Genomic DNA, 20,369 nt, shown 5'->3' with positions numbered 1-20,369 from the left:
TGGCTTTTGACTAGTTGAGTTAATTACTCAGCTACGTATACGTGTTGATTAAGCATTGCCCGGATTAGGGTTCGACTTTTCAGCTTGTATGCGCATGTAAATCTCTTCACGATGCACTGATACGTCTTTTGGTGCATTAACACCGATTCGAACTTGATTTCCTTTAACACCTAGAACAGTAACTGTTACTTCGTCACCAATCATTAGGGTTTCACCTACTCTACGAGTTAGTATTAGCATTCTCTTGCTCCCATGTTCCAATAAAAATTATAAGATTCCGCTTAAACATACTAATGAAAATTAGACTGAAAAGTAAGTAAAAACTCTCAATCTATCCATTTTCTGTTAAAAATGCTTTGTGTAATGCACGAACAGCCAACTCTAGGTACTTTTCATCTATTAAAACTGAAATTTTGATCTCAGAAGTCGAGACTAAAACCACATTAATATTTTCCTGCGCTAATGCATCAAAAAATAAACTTGCTACACCAGAATGCGATTTCATACCCATTCCAACAGCAGACACTTTAGCGACTGTTGGTAATCCGCTTATATTTTGAGCACTGAGTTGAGCTTGATCTTCGCTCAATAATTCAAGTGCTTGCAGATAATCATTCGAGTGCACAGTAAAAGCATAGTCTATTTTTTCAAAGATATGATTAACTTGATTAATCATATCTATTTCGATGCCATTATCAGCAAAAAGTTTCAATATTTTTGAAAGATATTGTGTACCGCTTGGCACACCATCGACTTTAATTAAACATTCGTCACGATTAAACGCAATCCCCGATACCACCTTGCTTGGCATATCGTTCTCCTCAAAACTTATTAATGTGCCTTCATCAGGATTAAAGCTCGAAAGCACCCTAAGTGGCACATTGTGTCTACCTGCAGCTTCTACTGAGCGAATGTGCAAAACTTTCGCCCCTAAACTTGCCAGCTCCAGCATTTCGGCAAAGGTAACTTGGCTCATTCTGCGCGCGTTAGGTTCAACACGAGGATCTGTAGTATATACGCCGTCAACGTCTGTATAGATCTGGCATTCGTCGGCTTTTATAGCCGCTGCTATTTCTACAGCCGATGTATCGGTGCCACCGCGCCCAAGCGTTGTAATGTTGCCCTCAACATCACGCCCTTGAAACCCAGCAATAATAGCAATACGGTTATGTTCAAGCTCATGCTTTAAGCGCGTAGCTGCAACCTCTGCAATACGGGCTTTGCCAAACATGTTATCGGTTAGAATATTAACTTGATCGGCTAACAAGCTTACAGCTGAATGACCACGTTTAATAATAGCCATAGCAAGCAGCGAAACAGAAACCTGCTCTCCGGTGCTAATAAGTACGTCTAGTTCACGGCTACTCGGGCGAGTATCGATTTGTTTGGCGAGATTAATTAAGCGGTTGGTTTCTCCCGACATAGCCGAGAGCACCACAACCACTTGATGCCCTTGTTGTCTGGTCTTAACAACAAGGTCGGCGACTGCTTCAATTCGCTCTATTGAGCCTACCGAAGTGCCACCGAATTTTTGAACAATAAGCGCCACTTAGGCTTAAGTACGCTCAGTTAACCAAGCTGTTACGCTATCTAGTGCAGCAGCCAAGTTTTGTGGCTCACTACCACCGGCTTGTGCCATATCTGGACGACCGCCACCTTTACCACCTACTTGGCCTGCCATGTGGTTAACTAACTCACCGGCTTTTACTTTGCCTGTTAAGTCTTTAGTTACACCAGCAATTAGGCTTACTTTGTCGCCACTGGCAACACCCAGTGCAATAACACCTGAGCCAATCTTGTTTTTAAGGTCATCAACCATACCGCGAAGCGCTTTAGATTCAGTCCCTTCAACGTTTGCAACTAACAGCTTAACGCCATTAATTTCTACTATTGAGTCAAGTAAAGACGCGCCCGCTGCACTTGCTAGCTTATCGCTAAGTTGTGCAATTTGCTTTTCAAAGCTCTTTGATTTTTCAAGAAGCGCAGTAACTTTTTCAAGTACCGATGCGCTATCGCCTTTAACTAAAGCTGCAACATCGCTAAGTTGTTGCTCTTGCTCGCTAACGTACGCTACAGCATCTGCACCAGTTACGGCTTCAATACGACGTACGCCTGCGGCAATACCACTTTCAGATACAATTTTGAATAAACCAATATCACCAGCGCGCTCAACGTGAGTACCACCACAAAGCTCAATAGAGTAGTCGCCAATAGTAACTACACGTACTTCGTCATCGTACTTTTCACCAAATAACGCCATTGCACCTTTTGCTTTAGCATCATCAATAGCCATAAGCTCAGTATTAAGTGCAAAGTTACGACGAATCTCGTCATTAACTACGCGCTCAATTTCACGTAGCTCATCTTTAGTAACCGCTTCAAAGTGTGAAAAGTCAAAACGTAAACGATCAGGCTGAACAAGTGAGCCTTTTTGGCCTACATGGTCACCTAATAGTTGGCGTAGTGCTTCATGTAAAATATGCGTAGCTGTGTGGTTTTTCTTAATGCTATCGCGACGCGTATCATCAATAGTTGCGTCCACTTTATCGTTAACACCAATACGGCCTTGTACAGTACCGTGGTGAGCAAAAGCATTACCAAGCTTAGTGGTATTAGTAACATTAAATTCGCCACCAGCAACTGTAATAGTACCCGTATCACCCGTTTGGCCGCCAGATTCAGCGTAAAACGGTGTGCGATCTAGTACTACAATACCTTGTTGACCATCTTCTAATAACTGAACAGCTTCGCCACCGGCAAAAATTTCAACCACTGTCGCGCTATGGTGTGTGCTGTCGTAGCCTTTAAACTCAGTAAGCTTTTCTGATTTTAATTGCTCGTTGTAATCAGCACCAAATTTACCCGCTTGTTGCGCTGTTTTACGTTGTACAGCCATACACTCTTCAAAGCCTTGATGATCAATCGTCATCTGGCGCTCACGCGCAACATCGGCCGTTAAATCAGCTGGAAAACCGTACGTATCATAAAGCTTAAATACTAAGTCGCCTGGTATAATATCGCCTTTAAGGTCGCTTAAGCTTTCTTCTAAAATAGCTAAGCCACGCTCAAGTGTTTTACCAAACTGTTCTTCTTCAATGCGTAATACTTTTTCGATAATTTCTTGTTGCTTAGCAAGCTCAGGATACGCTTGACCCATTTGCTCAATTAGCGCAGCAACTAATTTATAGAAAAACGAACCTTGTGCACCTAACTTATTACCGTGGCGCACAGCACGACGAATAATGCGGCGTAGTACATAACCACGGCCTTCGTTAGATGGCATAACACCGTCTGAGATTAAAAACGCACACGAACGAATATGATCCGCCACTACGCGTAGTGACTTGTCGTCCATATCTTGCGCGTTAGTAACACTTGCAGCAGCGGCAATTAAGCCTTGGAATAAATCGATTTCGTAGTTTGAATGCACACCCTGCAAAATAGCAGAAATACGCTCAAGGCCCATTCCCGTATCAACAGATTGCTTAGGCAGTGGCAGCATAGTACCGTCGCTTTGACGGTTGTACTGCATAAATACCAAGTTCCAAATTTCAATGAAACGGTCGCCGTCTTCCTCTGGAGAGCCCGGAGGTCCGCCCCAAATGTGTTCGCCATGGTCATAAAATATTTCAGAACACGGACCACACGGACCGGTATCGCCCATAGACCAAAAGTTGTCTGAGGTAGCAATACGAATAATACGATCTTCACTTAAGCCAATGTCTTTTGACCAGTACTCAAATGCTTCTTCGTCATCGTGGTAAATAGTTACTAAAAGTTTTTCTTTTGGTAGTTTTACTTCTTCAGTTAAAAACTCCCATGCAAACTTAATAGCTTCTTGCTTAAAGTAATCACCAAAGCTGAAGTTACCTAACATTTCAAAAAATGTATGGTGGCGAGCAGTGTAGCCTACGTTTTCTAAATCGTTATGCTTACCGCCAGCACGTACACAACGCTGCGAGCTAGTCGCACGTGTATAAGGGCGGCTTTCTGCGCCTAAAAATACATCTTTAAATTGCACCATGCCGGCATTGTTAAATAACAACGTGGCATCATTACCCGGTATAAGCGAGCTTGAAGGTACAACTTGATGTTGCTTGCTGGCAAAAAAGTCTAAAAACTGTTGCCTAATTTGTGCGGTAGTCATGTGCTGCATTTGAAAGTCTCACCTGTATTTACTGTGCTTGCATTGCAAAATTAATTTCATCGTAGCTAAAACCCCGATACATTAAGTAGCGCACGCGCTTAGCTTTATCTTTGTAATCGAGATCTGGCGGTGTATTTGAATATTTTTTATTGTACGCATCCTGCGCAAGCTCAAACCAATCTACTTCAAGCTCCTCAACTACCATTTCAAGTAGCGAACGATCAATCCCTTTGCCCATAGCTTCGCTTTGTATTCGCTTAAGCCCGTGGCATTTAAATATGTGTTTTCTTACAAAGCCTTCACAGTATCGTTGCTCGTTGATAAAATTGTGCTTTTCGCACCAATCAAGCAGCGTTTCAATAAACTCTTCTGTGGCTTCTTTTTGCTGTAGCTTAAGCGTTAACTCACGACGCGAATATTCTTGGCGCCCTAGTAACCAAAGTACATAGTTTTTTAGTTTTTGCTTTAATTTATCATCCATTAAGCGTCAAAACGTCCGCTTGTTTCACTGCTAAGTGGCTTAACATTAATGTCGTCACTTGGTGGTACAACAGGCATAAAAATGGCTTGATAAGATACAAAAAAGCTAATGTAGCAAATCGGCATTAAAATCAACAGTGGTAAGAACGATAAGAACATCGAAAGCGCCATAAATAATGCGCAAATAAGGCCAAAAACGCCAAGTGGCAAAATGTTATGATAAAACACCATTAACGATTTTTTAAGTGCCGTTAAAATACGTGTTTCTTTACTAAAATAAACAAGCGGTACGGCGTACGCAAATGCTGTTAAATAAATTAGCATTGCCATAAAAAATAAAATTACATTTGCGCCCGAAATACTATCAAGCATTTGTTCAAGTGCTACGTTTGGATCAAGCCCTGGTTGGCTCATAACAGCCACTGCATCGGCAAATAAGCCATTAGCAAGTAATGCCATTAAAATGCCCGCACCCATTTGGTAAAGTGCTAAACGCAATAACCCTAAGCGATTCCCTTTTGCCGTAAATGGCTTGAGAATATCGGCCAGCATAATTTTTCCGCCCTGCTGCTTACTAAGCACCGCTTGATAAAACCCTGCGGTTAAAAATGGCGTAGCTAGCGCTGCTACCACTTGCAGTAAAGGTAAAAATAAAGACAGCAGCCCTACAATGCCAATAAATAAATGCATAAAAATAAAGGTTGCTGGCTGGGTTTTAAAAATAAGCCATCCGGCTTTTAACCACTTTAGCCCTGCATCGGCTTTAAAAATTCGTAATTGTGTAGACATACTTGCTCTTAATTTAAAACGAAACACGCCAAGTATAACTTGGCGTGAGGGGGTATTAATAGACGAAACGTAATTAAATGATTAAGGTTTTTTAATTTTCTTAATATCTAACATATGCGCGCCATGCTTAATTTTTGTTTCTAGGTACGATTTATTACCCGCAACACCCGCTTTAATGTGCGCATGCGTGCCCACAACCGAGTCAACATTAATACCGGCGTCTTTTAATGCGTTAAGCTTTTTAGGATTATTGGTCATTAATTTAACGTGGCTTAAATTAAGCGCATTGAGCATTAATACCGCATCCGAAAAATCACGTAAATCATCAGCAAAGCCTAAATGATTATTAGCTTCGTAGGTGTTCATACCTTGCGATTGCAATACGTAAGCATCAATTTTGTTGTATAAACCAATGCCACGACCTTCTTGGCGTAAATACAATAAAATACCACCTTTTTCGTGCATCATTTCAATACATTCATTTAGCTGCTCGCCGCAATCGCAACGCGATGAGTAAAATACATCACCCGTTAAACACTCAGAATGCATACGAATAAGCGGTACATCTTGCTCTGTATCAGCGTTGTTAAACACCATAGCAATATGTTCTTTGCCATCTTTTAAATCAGTAAATGAGATTATTTCTGCAGGGATATCACTATTTCTGCCAACATTAAGCTGGACTCTTGCTCTTACTTGCGCCACGACAAATCCAAATATTTAAATAACTACGACACGACAATAAAGTGATAATATCACAAAATAGGATAAATACACCGTAGTACAAGACTGTTTATGGCAAATATATGGCGACGACAGGCGTTATTTTCAATGATTGTTAGCAATAAATTAATACAAATAACAGCCAATGTTATTTACTTTGATTTACCTTAATCAGTGACACTTACAGGCACGTTTGGTATTTTGTATTTTAAACAACGATAGGGATTATTATGAAACGTCAGCAACTCGCTTTATTTATAGGCTTAAGTTTATCTGCTGTAAGCGCAACAACTTTAAGCACTACAGCACTCGCCAGCCAAGCCAGCGATCCTCAAACGGTATTTAGCCAAGCATACCAAAGCTATTTAGCAGCAGTTGAAGCAGACGAAAACGTACTACAAACTGCCAAACTTGCTTACACATCAGGTAAAACCGTTTATGGTGAAAGCTCAGATAACACCGCTAACTTAGCTATTAATTACGCTAAAGCGATTAAAGGCTACGGCGATGAGCTAAACGAACAGCGTTATACCCTTTATAATGAAGCACACACTATTTTGGCTGCAAACCACGGTAAACTATCAATAGAAACACTTGATGCACTACTTGGCCAAGCCAACTACACAACATCGGCATATCAAGCAGCTAACTTTTTAGAACAAGTAATCGAAATAGCTAAAACACAAAATAACCCTAAGTTTGTAGCCGATATGAAACTAGAAGCGGCAACGCTACTGGCTAAAAAGCATAGCTCTAAAAAATATCGAGAAGCTAAAAACTACCTAGAAGAAGCCGACGAGTACTACCGTGAAAATCTGCCTAGTAGCTCGGTAGAGCAAATTAAAGCCAATTTTTTAATAGCCGCATTTGCCGAAGGCAGTAAAAAATATAACCGAGCAATTGAGCGCTTAAACAACATAGTTACCGCGTTTGACGATAACTTAAAATACGATCACAGTGCTGAGCTAACCGCTCATTCTAAACTTGTAGGTCTGTACGAAAAACAAGGCAAAAGCGAGGAAGCAACTAAACATTGCCTCGCTATCGCTCAAATGGTGCCATGGAAAGAATCGCAAGAGCAAACACCACTCTATCGTGTTAATCCTAAATACCCAGTGCACAAAGCCAGATTTAGTACCGATGGTAGCGTTATTATGGAGTTTGAGGTAGACGCCGCTGGCTTTGTAAAAAACCCAAAAGTACTTAGCTCTGAAGGCGGCAGCGCATTTGAAAAGTCAGCCAAAGCAGCGCTTGAGCAATGGCGTTACGCGCCAAAGTTTGAAAATGGCAAACCCGTTAGCGCTATTTCTCAGGTCCAGCTCGACTTTAAAATTAACCGCCACTAAAAGCGGCTCATTAAAAAAGGCGCTTTAAGCGCCTTTTTTAATACCAACAAATACAAAACTCACGTAGTTAAAATTCGTAACTTACGCTAATACCACCATCAGCTCTTTTTTCGTTGCTGTCGCTTGCTTTACCATAGCCCACATCTAGCTCTAATCTAAAACCAGCGCTGTTCAACCCGTTAAAGTTATAGCTGTACGTAAGCCCTATGCCGTTTGTTGTTTCTTCATCAAAAATACCGCCAATTACACAACCTAGCGTATTAGCAAAGTCAGTTGCTACATCATTTGTTGAACTTTCACACTCTTGGTCTGTATCTCTTGCGCCAATAGCGCCCACAAGCGCGCCAAAAGCATGTTTTTTATTATCGCTTACTGCTTGTTCAAAACCTGCTGAAAATCCATCATCAAGGCCTAGTTTATAGTTTGCATACCAGCGTTGTGTGTCGTCGTTAGCCGATAAAGACACCTCAGGAATAACCAAATAAGGATAGCCACCCCCAATAGAAAAACTAACATCATTAGCAAAAGTAGAACAAGAAGCGATAGATAAAGTCAGTAGTAATATTTTTATTTTCATAAAACTCCCTTTGAGTAAGCATAAAATGTACTTACTTTAGGAACACTGTGCAATACGACAAAAAGCTCGTTAAATTTAGCTTTAGTAATAAAATAGGAATTAAATTTTAGCGAGTATTTTATCGCTAGCCGCTTCAATTAAATCGAGCACATTTTCAAAGCCATCATCGCCGCCGTAATAAGGATCGGGAATCGCACTAACGCTCTGTTCACCAAACTCTAAAAACAACGCTAATTTGTACTGTAGATGCTCAGGGCATTGGGCTTTTAAATCAGCTAAATTTTGCGTATCGGCCGCTAAAATTAAATCAAACTCAGTAAAGTCGCTTGTACGTACTTTACGTGAAAAAATACCTTTAAAGCTGTAACCGCGCTTCACCCCTGCAGCCATTGAGCGACTATCAGGCGTTTTACCTTCGTGATAACCAATAGTGCCCGCCGAATCAACTTTAACGTTAACACCTAGCTTTTTAGCTCGGGCTTTTAATACCGCTTCTGCTGTTGGCGAGCGACAAATATTACCTAAACACACTATGAGTACTTTTTTCATTAAGGCTCCTCTCACTAATTTAAAAACCTATGTTTTAAAACTGTTTTAAAACTGTTTTAAAATACTTGCGTCGTAATCTTCAACATTAAGCGTTACATTATGTTGCGCTGCAACAGATTCAAGCTCAGCTTGTTTAATGGCTAAATCGTCCATAGTGATTAGGTTATCGTCTAGCTGCCACAATAACCGAGAGCCCGCATAACTATAATGAATCGCTAATAACGCATCGGCATTGCCTTCACGGCCAGCGGCTTTTAACTTAGCCATTTTACGGGTTATTTTGTTAAGTGCTTTTTTAAGCTCCCACACATAAACAACTTCTGTCATAAACGTATGTGTACGATATTTATGAAGTAACCATGCAAGCCCAACGCTAGTAATAGCAACACCTATTAAGTTCCAATGAAAATGGCTACCACTTTCATCAGGAAATAAAGCAATCAGCGTTTGCGATATAGCCAAGCTGCCTACAGCCAAACCAATACCACAACCTGCAATAACACGGTTTAAATGTTTACGGTAACGCGCTTTATTTATTTCAATGAGTTGCATAACAGCCTAAAAAGTTAAGTTTTAATATTTGCGAATGGCTATTGTAACTAAACCCCACATTTTTTATAAAATTATTTCACCCCTTTTTGATTTGCCACCCGTTATAGCTTTGAAAACACCCTAATAGTAGTGGTCAATAAAACTTGGAGCGGCTTATGCACACACTTGAAGTACCTAACAACCCAATATTTATTAAAACATCGACCGCCGTTATTGGTGGCGCCGCGATGACCTTTGCAGCTTTTGCGTTTATGCAATATTTAATAAGTGGCGAGCAACGCGCACCGGTTAAACCAGGGGGCGATATTATAGTAGAGATTTTTCAAGCGCCTGAGGATTCAAAAGTAAGGCATATACAAAAAATACAGCCGCCACCACCTATGCCTAAAGTGCCGCAAAAAGCTCCACCGCTTGATACATCAGCGGATCCTGTGTTGGCAATTAGCGACTTTACGCCAGTTACGATTGACGATTTTGGTGGCGACATTAACAACACCATTAATCGCCCAACAGGGGATGCAACTCCCATAGTGCGCATAACCCCTAAATACCCAACCACAGCAGCGCGCGATGGCATTGAAGGTTGGGTGCAACTAAGCTTTAGTATTTCGCCAACGGGGGAAGTAATCGACCCAGTCGTTATTAACGCCGAGCCAAAACGTACCTTTGATCGCGAAGCAATAAGAGCCATTAAACGCTGGAAATATCGCCCCAAAGTAATTGAAGGTGTGGCACAATTACAAACAGGTCAAACTGTACAGCTCGATTTTAAATTAGAGAACTCTATTTAACGGACTAAACGCCTATGCTACTAAGTATTAAGTCATGGTTATTTGAAACGCCAAGCAAGGACTGCATGGCAAGTTACGCAAAAAGTGGCGACAATCGTTACTTAGAGCAGCTTATTGCCCTCTACAGTAACGACTTATACCACTACCTTGTTACGCAATCTAATACGCATTTAGCATACGACGTAAGCCAACAAACATGGCTAAAAGTAATCGAAAAACGCCACCTTTACCAAGCACAAACCACACCCAAAGCGTGGTTATTTAAACTTGCCCGCAACACACTCATTGACGAATACCGCAGGCAACAGCACTTTGTAGAGCTTGACGAAAATACGCATTTAGCAGCACAAAATGATAAAAACGAAAGAGACTTAACTATAGGCAGCTCAAACATAAGTTATGACGCATTCGACGCCGCCCTAAAACAACTTAGCTTTGTACAGCGCGAAGCCATAACCTTGCAACAAGAAGGCTTTTCGCTCGCCGACATAGAACTTATAACGCAAAGCAGCCTTGAGACCATTAAAACAAGGTTGCGCTACGCCAAACAAAACCTTAAGCGTTTATTAGGAGCAAACAATGAACAAGCCTAATGAGCCGTTTGATCAAAAGCTCACACAACACTACAAAGAGCGAAAAGAGCGCACAACACTTACAAGCGCTCAGCAAAAATCTTTACTTAAAAAGGCCACGCACACAAAGCCTAAAAAGCTCGGCTTTACGCTGCAGCTTACCAGCCTTGCCTGCGCACTGGGTGTGTTTGCTTTTATTGTTTTTGATAATAACGATGGCATTAACCACGCGCCTAAAACCGTGCTTAATACTATAGACATTCACGACTATTCAATTATTAAAACACACGAAATAAATCAAGCAGGTAGCTACGCAAGCACCTTTACAGAGCAAAAATACGCACTCGATAGCCAATTAGCTAACGATTTACGCCGCCACCAACAACGCCATATAGAATACGGCACTCTAGTGAAGGTAGATAACGACTGGTACATAGCCAGTTGTAATGACGAGGTGCTAGTGCAAATTAAGCATTCGCTGTTGAGTGATTTAAAGGGTAAACATGCGGTAGAAAGTGATCTAAATACGGGGGACATGTTGGCTATGGCGCATAACGGCAAAGGGCAGATTATAGCGCTTAAACATGCGGGTGCTGGGGTTAGGCAATGTGGGGCTTAGGTGGTTTGGTCCAGTTGAGGTTGGTGGTAATTTAGATAAATATTACCACCGAGAACACAGAGATGCTTCGCGCTGCACAGAGATAGTTAACTATCTCCCATGTAATCTAATGGTGAGGAAAGCTCTATAAAATCACGATATTGCTCTTTGGTAATTTTGTTGTATTCATCTTTGATATAGATATAGTTAAGCCATAATAAAGTAACTTCTGGAGAAATTCGTATTGAATGCTGAGCTAGGTTCTTTTCTGCGTTTTGCAACTCAGTTAAACCGTCATCGCTATCAGAAATCCAAACATTATAAGGATTTGATTCTGAGACAAAAATACTGCAAAAAATATTCTCAATAAATTTAGATAGTGAAATAGGGTAATCACCTTCGTAGTAATTATTTACTTTTGTACCCAAATTTTTATGGTAAAGTTGTTTCGTATATGAGTCAGGGTCAATAAAATAGGTTAACTCGGCCGAAAAATGTTCTTCCGAAATATTTTTTTGTAAAAAGCTGCTTAGACTTATATTTTGCATATTACCCTTACTATTTGGTTCTTTCCGCTGAAATAGTCCACTAATTATCTCTTCATAAAGTGGGTGGTCTTTTTCATGGATACAAAACAAAATAGCTAGTACAAGCACATCTACTTTTTTACCACTTTGTAAATGAACAATAATGGCGGTTATACGCTCAGTAATTTGAATAGCTGCTCTTGCAGATACTTGGAATGCATCTAATACAACTGAGATATTAGCTAAAGCGGTTTCGGGTGTTTCTGTTCGGGGAAGTATCTCAATTTTTTTACTTTCTAAGTACGTAGATTCGAATTTAGTCGTATCGCTATGTACTAATAAAAAATCCTTTAAAACAGGACGCTTTAAACTGTAACGACTATTAAAAAAACGGCCTAAATAAACCTTAGCGTCAAACCCTTCACCGTATATTGATTTGATTGTATGTTGGAGTTGTCCTGTATCTGTTGCTACAACAAACACAATACCTTTAACATCAAAAATATGTTTAATCGTCTCTAACATTTCTACTGCATAACTTGGGCGACAACGATCTAATTCATCAATAAAAATAAATATGGGTAACGATTTATCTTCCTGCTCTTCAAACTTACTTACCCAATCAGCTAACTTAGATTTTATTACTTCAATACTCTTATTTTTAGCTTCATGATCTTTAATCAAATTTTGTGCTAAAGCTTTTATAGCTGGTGAAAATTCGGAGCTATTTTGCTTTACAGAATCTTTGTCCTCACTCTCTTCATCTTCTTCAGAAAATAATAATGTATTAAGCTCTGCTAGATCGATGCCTGATATTTTTTTGGTTAACCCTTGCGCTATTGCAGGTGCTACAGCCTTAAATATTGATGCTGCTTTATTAGGTATTTTAATAGTAAATGAAGCTTGTTTACCTAGTTGCTCAATTATTGCGGCAATTACAGTTAAAAACGGGTCGTCCGAGTAATCCTGCTGCCATGCATCAATATAAACAATGGGATAATCTACGGCTAAATCCTGTGACCAACGTTTTAGAAAATATGTTTTCCCCGCGCCCCACTCTGCATTTAAATTTAATACATAATTTCGCTTCTGTTCTGCTTCAGTACGACTCTCATCAAAACCCTCTTGAACCAAAAGTTTTGATAGAAACATAGCATAGCGCGCTCTGTCTAATTTATCTGCTGGGAAATATTCTTCTAATGGAGGCTTAGTTGCTTTACTCCAATTGAATTCTTTAATTTCTTTCATTTAATTCCTTTTAAGTAATCTTTTTTTCATAGTGCAATATAAAACGATCGCCGCTGAGTTCACCGAGCTAACGCCCGACGCGCCAGCAAGCTAGGCGCCTACAATAAACACGACACATACTTAGCTTTGGGTATGCCCATTGCATTGACGATCTGTTGGGTTTCGTGTCACTCAACCCAACCTACGCAGCTATAAACATGAGCCTAGCGCTAAATAAATCATTGTTCATGATTACTGCTTTAAAAGCCGCTTTTCTGGATTGTTTAAGTACTTTAAGCCAATGGTAACTATGCGTGTATGTACCATTGTTATAACGTGTATTTGCACATTGCCAATAACAACAATAGCGCCTTTACTGACTTCTCCTGAAAGCTTTTGGTTAATCACTTCTTCCAAGCTTATCTCTTCTGGGGCGTCTATGTGCATGTGATAAGAGTAAAATATATCGCCTACCAACGTTACCCCTTTCACTTTAAGTTCGTTGTGGGCTAAGTGGCTATCTTGATGGTTTGTTTTATCGGTTGCTGTAAAAACTAAATCAACAAAAGGTCTGTTATCTGGTTTTAAAACAACAAATAAGTGGTCATTTGCTTTTAACTTAGTTGAGCCTCGTGGCGGGATGATTGACGGGCCCCGTGTGATCATAGCAACAACCACACTCTCAGGAAGTGCCGCATGTGACAAACTGCGCCCAGAAACCCGAGAAACGTCACTTAAGGTGTATTCTACAATTTCTATATCAATATCGTTTAGCGCTGTGATTTCGAGTGTTGCAGCGGCTAGGTCGGGCGGTGGCTCTACTAAGTTTAGTTTTTTAGCCATCCACGGCATTGTTGAGCCCTGTAACGTGGCTGAAATTAACACCACGAAAAAAACAACATTAAAAATAAGCTCAGCCCCTGAAAGACCAAATAGTAATGGGAATATAGCTAAAATAATGGGCACTGAGCCTCTAAGCCCAACCCAAGATACAAACAAGGTTTCGCGATTGTTAAAACCAAACAGTTTTAAAATAGGCGCTACCGCTAATGGGCGAGCAACAAAAATAAGTGCCAGTGCAATAAGCAACCCTTCTAACCATACGTCAACCAACGACGACGGGTTAATAAGGAGTCCTAATACAACAAACATGGTTATTTGCCCAAGCCAGGCTAAGCCGTCATGAAACAGAAAAATACCGCGTTTATATACAAATTTACTGTTACCTAAAATAACACCCGTTATAAATACAGCTAAAAATCCACTACCGCCGAGCGTTGCTGAAAGGCCAAAAGAAAGCAGTCCAAATGCGGTTACCATCACTAAATACAAACCCGATGCATTTAGTTTAATTCGATTAATAAACCAAACCGATACCTTACCAATTAAAAGACCACAAATAGCGCCAACACCCATTTGTTGAGCAAATAACTGTAGTAAATCCAGCCCTATTGGCATGTCGTTAACAAGCATTTCGAGCAATCCAACCGTTAGAAAAATAGCCATTGGATCGTTCGATGCGCTTTCTATTTCAAGCGTAGATTTAAGCTTTTTATTTAAGTGAATGCCCGCACTTCGTAAGAGCGCAAACACTGCTGCGGCATCTGTAGAGCCAACAATGGCGCCAAGTAATACACCTTGTAATATGGGCAAGTCTAAAATATAAGTGGCCACAAGGCCTGTAATTATTGCGGTAAATAACACCCCAACGGTTGCTAAAGCAGACGCGGGTTTCCACACTTGTTTAATTGAACTGGTAGGCGTTTGTAAGCCGCCATCAAATAGAATAATGGCAAGCGCTAGAGTACCCAGAGCATGTGCGGCCTCTGCGTTATCAAACGAAATACCTGCAATACCGTCTTCACCTGCGAGCATACCTACAAGTAAAAATAGCACCAGCACTGGTAAGCCAACGCGTGCAGATAACTTGCTCGAGATCACTCCTAGTAAAATTAAAATGGCACTAACGAGAATGATATTATCAATTGCAAACATAGTGTGGATTTACAGCCTTATATGAGTTATACCAATCCGCAATAATACTTAATCATTTTACGGGGCTAAACATGTCGCTACCGGCGTTAAAAAATTCTCATTTAGAACAACTAAATAGCAAATTTTTTGCCTAGCTATCAACACGTTTTTCCAGCCTCAAAATAGATCACTTAATTAAGCGAATTGGTATTAAAAAGTAAGAATTTATAGCTATTAAAAAGCTTAAAGCTCATGCTATACAATAACCTAAAAAATATAAATACGGGTACTTAAGTCTATATTTAAATAGTTTATTTAATATCTAGAGCGTCGTTAAGCTTGGTATTACTCGGCTCGGTCTTAATTTAAAAACAAAAAAGCCTGCAATAAGCAGGCTTTTGAGTATTTAAATAATCAAATTTTACAAAACAATTATGCTTGTTACTAAGTACGCTAAAAATGTAAGGCCACCACCAAATAAGGCGTACGGTAGCTGCGTTTTAACGTGGGTGAGTAAGTCACACCCCGATGCAATAGCCGATACAGCGCTGGTGTCGGATATAGGCGAGCAATGATCGCCAAATATACCACCACCCAAAATAGCACCAACAACAAGCGATGGCGGTAAACCTAGCGCTTGAATAAGTGGCACACCAATTGGGATTAATATAGCAAACGTGCCCCACGATGTACCTGTAGTAAACGACATTACCGCGCCAGTTAAAAACAGCACCGGTACGATTAAGTAAATAGGTAAGTAGTCGCCAACAAGTGACGCTACAAATACGCCAGTACCCAGCTCTTTTAAGCTTGCGCCAAGTGTAAGCGAAAGCAGTACAATGGCGACTAGCGGCATTAATTCGCCCATACCTTTAAAACCGGTATCAACTAACTGATGATGCGTAAATTTACGTGAGCCAATCATTAAAAAGTAAGCGACAACAATGGCTAAAACCGTTGCATATAATACTGATTTAGAGCCGCTGCCCTCGGCCAGTACACCATTTCCGGTGTAATACATAAAGCCAACCATGCTGGTAATAAGCGTAATAAGCGGGATTAACATGTAACGCGCTTTAGAGCCTTTTACTTCTTCTTTTAAGTCAGTTGTTTGAAGCTCTAGTTTTTCTTCGGCTTCTTTCATTGGGCCGTGCACTTTATCGAACGCGATTGTATAAAAAACAATGGCAAGGGTAATTATGGCGTAAAAGTTATACCCCACGCTGCCCCACAATACCGATACAGCCGACTCACCTAGCTCGTAGTTACCTAACAAACCAAGTACAAATGCACCCCAGCCGTTAAGTAGTATTAAAATACACACTGGCGCACTGGTGCTGTCAATAATGTACGCTAAACGCGCTCGGCTCATTTTAAATTTGTCGAACAAGCCACGCGATAAAATACCCGAGGTAAGTACGCTCAAGTTAGATTCTATAAACACCGCAATACCGGTAAACATGGTTAAAAAGCCCACTTGGCGCTTACTTTTTGCAATGCCTTTGTTCATTAGCATATTAACAGTTGCTGCAACGCCGCCAGATTCGCGAATGTAGGCAAGCAATGCACCAATTAAAATACTAAATATTAGTATGCGTGTATTACCTGGCGAACTAGCAACCGAAATAATACGTTCAATGGTATTTAAAAAAGTATCAAACAAGCTATTACCTTCGCCCTGAAAGGCGAGTAAAAACTCAGAAGAAGCAACGGCAACAAGTAGTGCCATAATCACTTCTTTTCGCCAAAACACGATAGCAATCGCAATTAGCGGCGGTAAAATAGAATACCAATGCATAAAAAGTTAACCTTAGTTATTAGCGAGTAAACCTCGCTTTGTACGCGTTTTAACGCTTATTTGTTAAGCCTAACAACATAAACCGGCTTAGTTTTATAGACCGCTTAGCTTAATGGATTGGCTTACTCAAGTCACCTGTAAATAAATCACTTAAGGTGGCACAGTTAGTACGTTTTAACCTATACGATAGCTTATTGATTTAGTAACGCTTCGTAAATAAGCGAGACCACCGATCCGTACTGCGCGGTTTCAAATTGTTTGCCTGTAAATTCGTAACGTTTTTGCGAGCCTTTAATTGCGCTATGGCGAGCATTAGTAAGTAAAACAATAGCCAAGTCGTAAGCGGGGTCTATTACGGTTACTGTGCCTGTCCAACCGGTGTGGCCATAAGCCTGCGCGCTTGCATAAGGACCAAAGTGCCAACGCCTTGCTTGGTTATTACCGGCAAGCCTAAAGCCAAGCCCGTAGGTTTCATCGCTTGATTGCGGCGTTAAAAATTGCGCTAAGGCGCTTGCACTAAATAATTGTTGGTCGCCGTAGCCACCATTATTTAGTAATAGCTGGCAAAGCACGGCTAAGTCGTGAGCGTTACTAAATAATCCCGCATGCCCTGCTACACCATCAAGAGAATAGTAAGCGCGCTCGTCATGCACTTGGCCTTGTAAAACCCCAGTTCGAACATTATCAAACTTAATGCGCCCGTCTCGTGTGTTGCCGCTAAGCTCGGTGGCTGCAAATTGCTGCGGCTTAAAGCCTTTTTTAAGTGGATTAAATAACGTGTTAGTTAATTTTAGTGGCGCGTACACTTGCTGCTCTAGGTATTCGTCAAGGGGCTGCCCTGTAATGCGCTCAATGAGTACGCCTAAAATCATGTAATCAATATCTGAGTAAACATGCTGCCCAGATGATTTACTACTAAAAGGCACGCTGGTAAGTAATAGCTGTTTGGTGGTTTTACTGTTTTGCGAATAAAACGCGTCGCCATTGCTGCCATCTTTACGGTGAAAGTCAAATACTGGCGGGTATCCGGCGCTATGAGTGAGTAAGTCTTTTACTGTGCGCTTTGCTCGCCCTTCGCCTTTATATTCGCTTAGGTAGCTTTGCACGGGTTTATTAATATTTAACAGCCCTTCGCTTACTAATTTCATAAGTGCAAAGTTGGTGGCAAATATTTTGGTGTTTGAGGCAAGATCAAACAAGGTATTAGTTTGCATTAGCTCTGGACGAAGTAGCATTAAATCACTTTGCTGATATTGCTTTGCATCGCCATAAGCGGTTAATTTTATTAGCTCACCATTTTTAACAACAGCCAACACAGCCCCAGGAAAACCCGCTTTTACATCGCGTCCAATTAATGTGTCTACTTCAGTAAAATCTATATGCTTTTTTGGTTCATCACTTAAAGTAGGAAATGCAAAACGCAGTGTTAAGCTTGCGCCAGCAGGGAGAATATTTTCAACTTTAAAGGTATTAACACCATTGTGAGTATTTTTTGCCAAACTGTAATTGTATAAGGTGTTGGCGCTCAGTTGGCTAACGTCGAGCTTTTGATTATTAATATAAATATCGGCGCTTTGTGCGTTGTGGTTTTGTATTAATAATTGCCCGCGCCCTTTGTAAGCTTTAAACGTCCCTCGATTATTTACATAAAACCGGCTACTTGGGTTTACCTCAGGAAACGTTACAACCACTTGTGCACTAGGCAGCTCTACAAGTTGGCTTTTTGTAAGTGGTAGCACCGAGCTAATAGGCTCAGGTGGCGTACTACAACCCACAACAATAAAGCTTAACGCCGCTATAAATGCATTTTTTATATAACTACACCTTTGATTTTTAAAAGCAATAAACATGCTTAGCCCTTATTTATATAACAAGTAAGGCGCTCTTTGCGCTTTAAATTGCACAAGCCCCGCCTGCCAACTTTGTTTTATTTGCGCTTCTGATTGCCCTGCTTCAATAGCTAAGCGCAATTTATTAGTACCCGCTAGTTTATCCATAAAGTCAGCGCGCTCAAAAAACGAGATGTTATTTTTACTAAGCTCCGTGTACGCATTTATTAAGTAAGTTAAATTTAGGCCTGAAATATTTGCTTGCCTTAAATCGAGCCCTTGCACGGTTTGGTTTTTAAATTTAGGGTTTAAAGCAGCGCCTTTAATTGCGCGCGGTGTAAAATTAAAATCACCTAATGCAACTGGCGAATAGCCAATTACTTGAAATGCAAAGTCGGTGCCTCTACCAATGCTGATAGGCGTTGCTTCAAAAAAACAAAGTGATGGGTAAAGTGCAATCGCCTGATCGTTAGGTAAATTAGGGCTGGGTTTTACAGGCAAACTATAAGCACTTTTGCGAGTGTAATGATCAACAGGGATCACAGTTAATTTTAAATCGGGCGCTTTATTGATCCAGCCCTCGCCCTTGATCATTTTGGCAAGTTCGCCAACCGTCATGCCGTGTAATACAGGAATTGGGTGCATGCCTACAAACGATTTAAATTCTGGCTCTAATATTGGTCCATCAACGTAGGCAATATTTGGGTTGGGTCTGTCGAGTACTAAAAATTCTATCCTCTGCTCTGCAGCAGCTTCCATCATGTAGTGCATAGAGCTTATGTAGGTATAAAAGCGCACTCCCACATCTTGAATGTCAAAAATAATGACATCAACATCGGCTAAAACAGCTTGGCTTGGTTTTTTATTTTTACCGTAAATAGAAATAAGCGGAATACCCGTTTTGCTATCAACGGCATTTTTTACATGTGCGCCCGCATCGTGATCGCCCCTAAAGCCATGCTCTGGTGCAAAAATTTTAGTTATGTTTATGCTTTTAGCCAGCAGAGCATCTACTAAGTGAGTTTGCCCTATAATTGATGTTTGATTGACTACTAGCCCTACACGTTTATTTTTTAATTGCGGAAAATATTTAGCGTATTGCTGCGCACCTACCACAAGAGAGTTATTAGCTTCGTTGGCTTGCACGCTTGGAATAAAAATGGCGCTAAAAATAAAAAATAACGTAATAAATAGGGTTTTAAACATACTGCAATATCCTTTTAAACAAGGCGTTTAAAATAACATAGGTAATATTAAAGAGCAGCTTTAGAAAAGGTTAAGTGGGCTTAGATATAGTGATTAGAAGCTGGCGCTTCTCACGCGAGCAAGCTCAGCGTCTACAACAAATGAATAAACTCGGGTGTGGATTTAAGGATTAGAGCTGGTTTTACTTTAAAATACCACCTCTCATTTTAAGCTTAAAGACCGTATTTAACCTTCTTAGAGCTAAACGCTTCTAGTTATTTAATTTATTGGCCAATGAACCACTTAAAGATCTATTACACGAAGAGGAGCGAAAGAGAAGTAAATGAGAAGACATAAGCCCGGGTTTATTAGTTTAGCTTAGCTTTATTACTATCTCTAAAAGCGCAGCGCCTCTTAACCTCTTTGTGAATAAATTACTTATTTTTGGCGTTGCCAACGAATAAAATCTTATAAATTATATTTTTAAGGGGGGAATAGAAACTGGTGCTTCTCACGCTAGCAAGCTCTGCGGCTACACAGGATAAAATGAGAGATGGTATCTACTGGGTAGTAATCTACATTTCACTTTATTTCGGGCACAAAAAAACCGACTTAATGTCGGCTTATTTATGAAAGTGGTGGGCGCAGGAGGATTCGAACCTCCGACCGCTCGGTTCGTAGCCGAGTACTCTATCCAGCTGAGCT

Annotated in this window: 18 protein-coding genes; 4 read left to right on the top strand and 14 right to left on the bottom strand. The window is 40.5% G+C overall.

The annotated features are described in order from the left end of the window. Window positions 1-48: 48 nt before the first annotated feature. The 6 genes from csrA to ribA form a co-directional block, all read right to left on the bottom strand. The gene (csrA, locus tag WNY79_RS10045) at window positions 49-240 is read right to left on the bottom strand and encodes a carbon storage regulator CsrA (protein ID WP_004587515.1); all 192 of its coding nucleotides are present in this window, start codon (window positions 238-240) and stop codon (window positions 49-51) included. Window positions 241-331: 91 nt separating this feature from the next. Further along, complete coding sequence (locus WNY79_RS10040) at window positions 332-1,549, bottom strand: aspartate kinase (protein ID WP_169060588.1); 1,218 nt, start codon at window positions 1,547-1,549, stop codon at window positions 332-334. Between the two features lie 6 nt (window positions 1,550-1,555). After that, the gene (alaS, locus tag WNY79_RS10035) at window positions 1,556-4,156 is read right to left on the bottom strand and encodes an alanine--tRNA ligase (protein WP_342875782.1); all 2,601 of its coding nucleotides are present in this window, start codon (window positions 4,154-4,156) and stop codon (window positions 1,556-1,558) included. 19 nt (window positions 4,157-4,175) lie between these two features. Beyond that, entirely contained in the window at window positions 4,176-4,628 is a 453-nt protein-coding gene (locus WNY79_RS10030) for a regulatory protein RecX (protein ID WP_024600766.1), read from the bottom strand. Beyond that, window positions 4,628-5,416, bottom strand: coding sequence for a BPSS1780 family membrane protein (locus tag WNY79_RS10025; protein ID WP_024600767.1), 789 nt, complete (start codon window positions 5,414-5,416; stop codon window positions 4,628-4,630). Before WNY79_RS10025 ends, WNY79_RS10030 begins: the two co-directional genes overlap by 1 nt. A gap of 81 nt (window positions 5,417-5,497) precedes the next feature. Then, window positions 5,498-6,121 (bottom strand): GTP cyclohydrolase II, encoded by a 624-nt coding sequence (gene ribA / locus WNY79_RS10020; protein WP_165735833.1) that lies wholly within the window; start codon window positions 6,119-6,121, stop codon window positions 5,498-5,500. Between the two features lie 248 nt (window positions 6,122-6,369). Here ribA and WNY79_RS10015 point away from each other — a divergent pair, with 248 nt between their 5' ends. Beyond that, entirely contained in the window at window positions 6,370-7,485 is a 1,116-nt protein-coding gene (locus tag WNY79_RS10015) for an energy transducer TonB (protein WP_342875781.1), read from the top strand. Between the two features lie 67 nt (window positions 7,486-7,552). On the opposite strand, the gene WNY79_RS10010 is transcribed toward WNY79_RS10015, so the two are convergent. The 3 genes from WNY79_RS10010 to WNY79_RS10000 form a co-directional block, all read right to left on the bottom strand. Continuing rightward, window positions 7,553-8,062, bottom strand: a complete 510-nt coding sequence (locus WNY79_RS10010) for a hypothetical protein (protein ID WP_007583799.1) — start codon at window positions 8,060-8,062, stop codon at window positions 7,553-7,555. A 99-nt stretch (window positions 8,063-8,161) separates the two neighbouring features. Then, the gene (locus WNY79_RS10005) at window positions 8,162-8,611 is read right to left on the bottom strand and encodes a low molecular weight protein-tyrosine-phosphatase (RefSeq protein ID WP_342875780.1); all 450 of its coding nucleotides are present in this window, start codon (window positions 8,609-8,611) and stop codon (window positions 8,162-8,164) included. 45 nt (window positions 8,612-8,656) lie between these two features. Next, complete coding sequence (locus tag WNY79_RS10000) at window positions 8,657-9,163, bottom strand: DUF3087 domain-containing protein (protein ID WP_007583795.1); 507 nt, start codon at window positions 9,161-9,163, stop codon at window positions 8,657-8,659. Between the two features lie 155 nt (window positions 9,164-9,318). Here WNY79_RS10000 and WNY79_RS09995 point away from each other — a divergent pair, with 155 nt between their 5' ends. The 3 genes from WNY79_RS09995 to WNY79_RS09985 are packed head-to-tail and all read left to right on the top strand — an operon-like array spanning window position 9,319 to window position 11,145. Further along, window positions 9,319-9,954, top strand: coding sequence for an energy transducer TonB (locus WNY79_RS09995; protein WP_342875779.1), 636 nt, complete (start codon window positions 9,319-9,321; stop codon window positions 9,952-9,954). A 14-nt stretch (window positions 9,955-9,968) separates the two neighbouring features. Then, complete coding sequence (locus tag WNY79_RS09990) at window positions 9,969-10,547, top strand: sigma-70 family RNA polymerase sigma factor (protein ID WP_342875778.1); 579 nt, start codon at window positions 9,969-9,971, stop codon at window positions 10,545-10,547. Continuing rightward, window positions 10,534-11,145, top strand: a complete 612-nt coding sequence (locus WNY79_RS09985) for a hypothetical protein (RefSeq protein WP_342875777.1) — start codon at window positions 10,534-10,536, stop codon at window positions 11,143-11,145. The genes WNY79_RS09990 and WNY79_RS09985 overlap by 14 nt, the downstream gene beginning before the upstream one ends. A gap of 86 nt (window positions 11,146-11,231) precedes the next feature. Here the strand turns inward: WNY79_RS09985 and WNY79_RS09980 are convergent, their stop codons facing one another. The 5 genes from WNY79_RS09980 to WNY79_RS09960 form a co-directional block, all read right to left on the bottom strand. After that, complete coding sequence (locus WNY79_RS09980) at window positions 11,232-12,899, bottom strand: P-loop NTPase fold protein (RefSeq protein WP_342875776.1); 1,668 nt, start codon at window positions 12,897-12,899, stop codon at window positions 11,232-11,234. A 231-nt stretch (window positions 12,900-13,130) separates the two neighbouring features. Continuing rightward, the gene (locus WNY79_RS09975; protein WP_342875775.1) at window positions 13,131-14,873 is read right to left on the bottom strand and encodes a potassium/proton antiporter; all 1,743 of its coding nucleotides are present in this window, start codon (window positions 14,871-14,873) and stop codon (window positions 13,131-13,133) included. Window positions 14,874-15,273: 400 nt separating this feature from the next. Continuing rightward, window positions 15,274-16,650, bottom strand: a complete 1,377-nt coding sequence (locus WNY79_RS09970) for a Na+/H+ antiporter NhaC family protein (RefSeq protein ID WP_149606911.1) — start codon at window positions 16,648-16,650, stop codon at window positions 15,274-15,276. A gap of 191 nt (window positions 16,651-16,841) precedes the next feature. Then, the gene (gene pbp4b / locus WNY79_RS09965; RefSeq protein WP_342875774.1) at window positions 16,842-18,500 is read right to left on the bottom strand and encodes a penicillin binding protein PBP4B; all 1,659 of its coding nucleotides are present in this window, start codon (window positions 18,498-18,500) and stop codon (window positions 16,842-16,844) included. 9 nt (window positions 18,501-18,509) lie between these two features. Continuing rightward, window positions 18,510-19,685, bottom strand: coding sequence for a DUF1343 domain-containing protein (locus WNY79_RS09960; RefSeq protein ID WP_342875773.1), 1,176 nt, complete (start codon window positions 19,683-19,685; stop codon window positions 18,510-18,512). Between the last annotated feature and the right edge of the window lie 684 nt (window positions 19,686-20,369).

It is taken from the genome of Pseudoalteromonas sp. AS84, assembly GCF_038900255.1.
Taxonomy (GTDB): Bacteria; Pseudomonadota; Gammaproteobacteria; order Enterobacterales; family Alteromonadaceae; genus Pseudoalteromonas.
The sequence above is the reverse complement of the archived record's forward strand: the minus strand, read 5'-3'. Positions and strand labels throughout refer to the sequence as shown.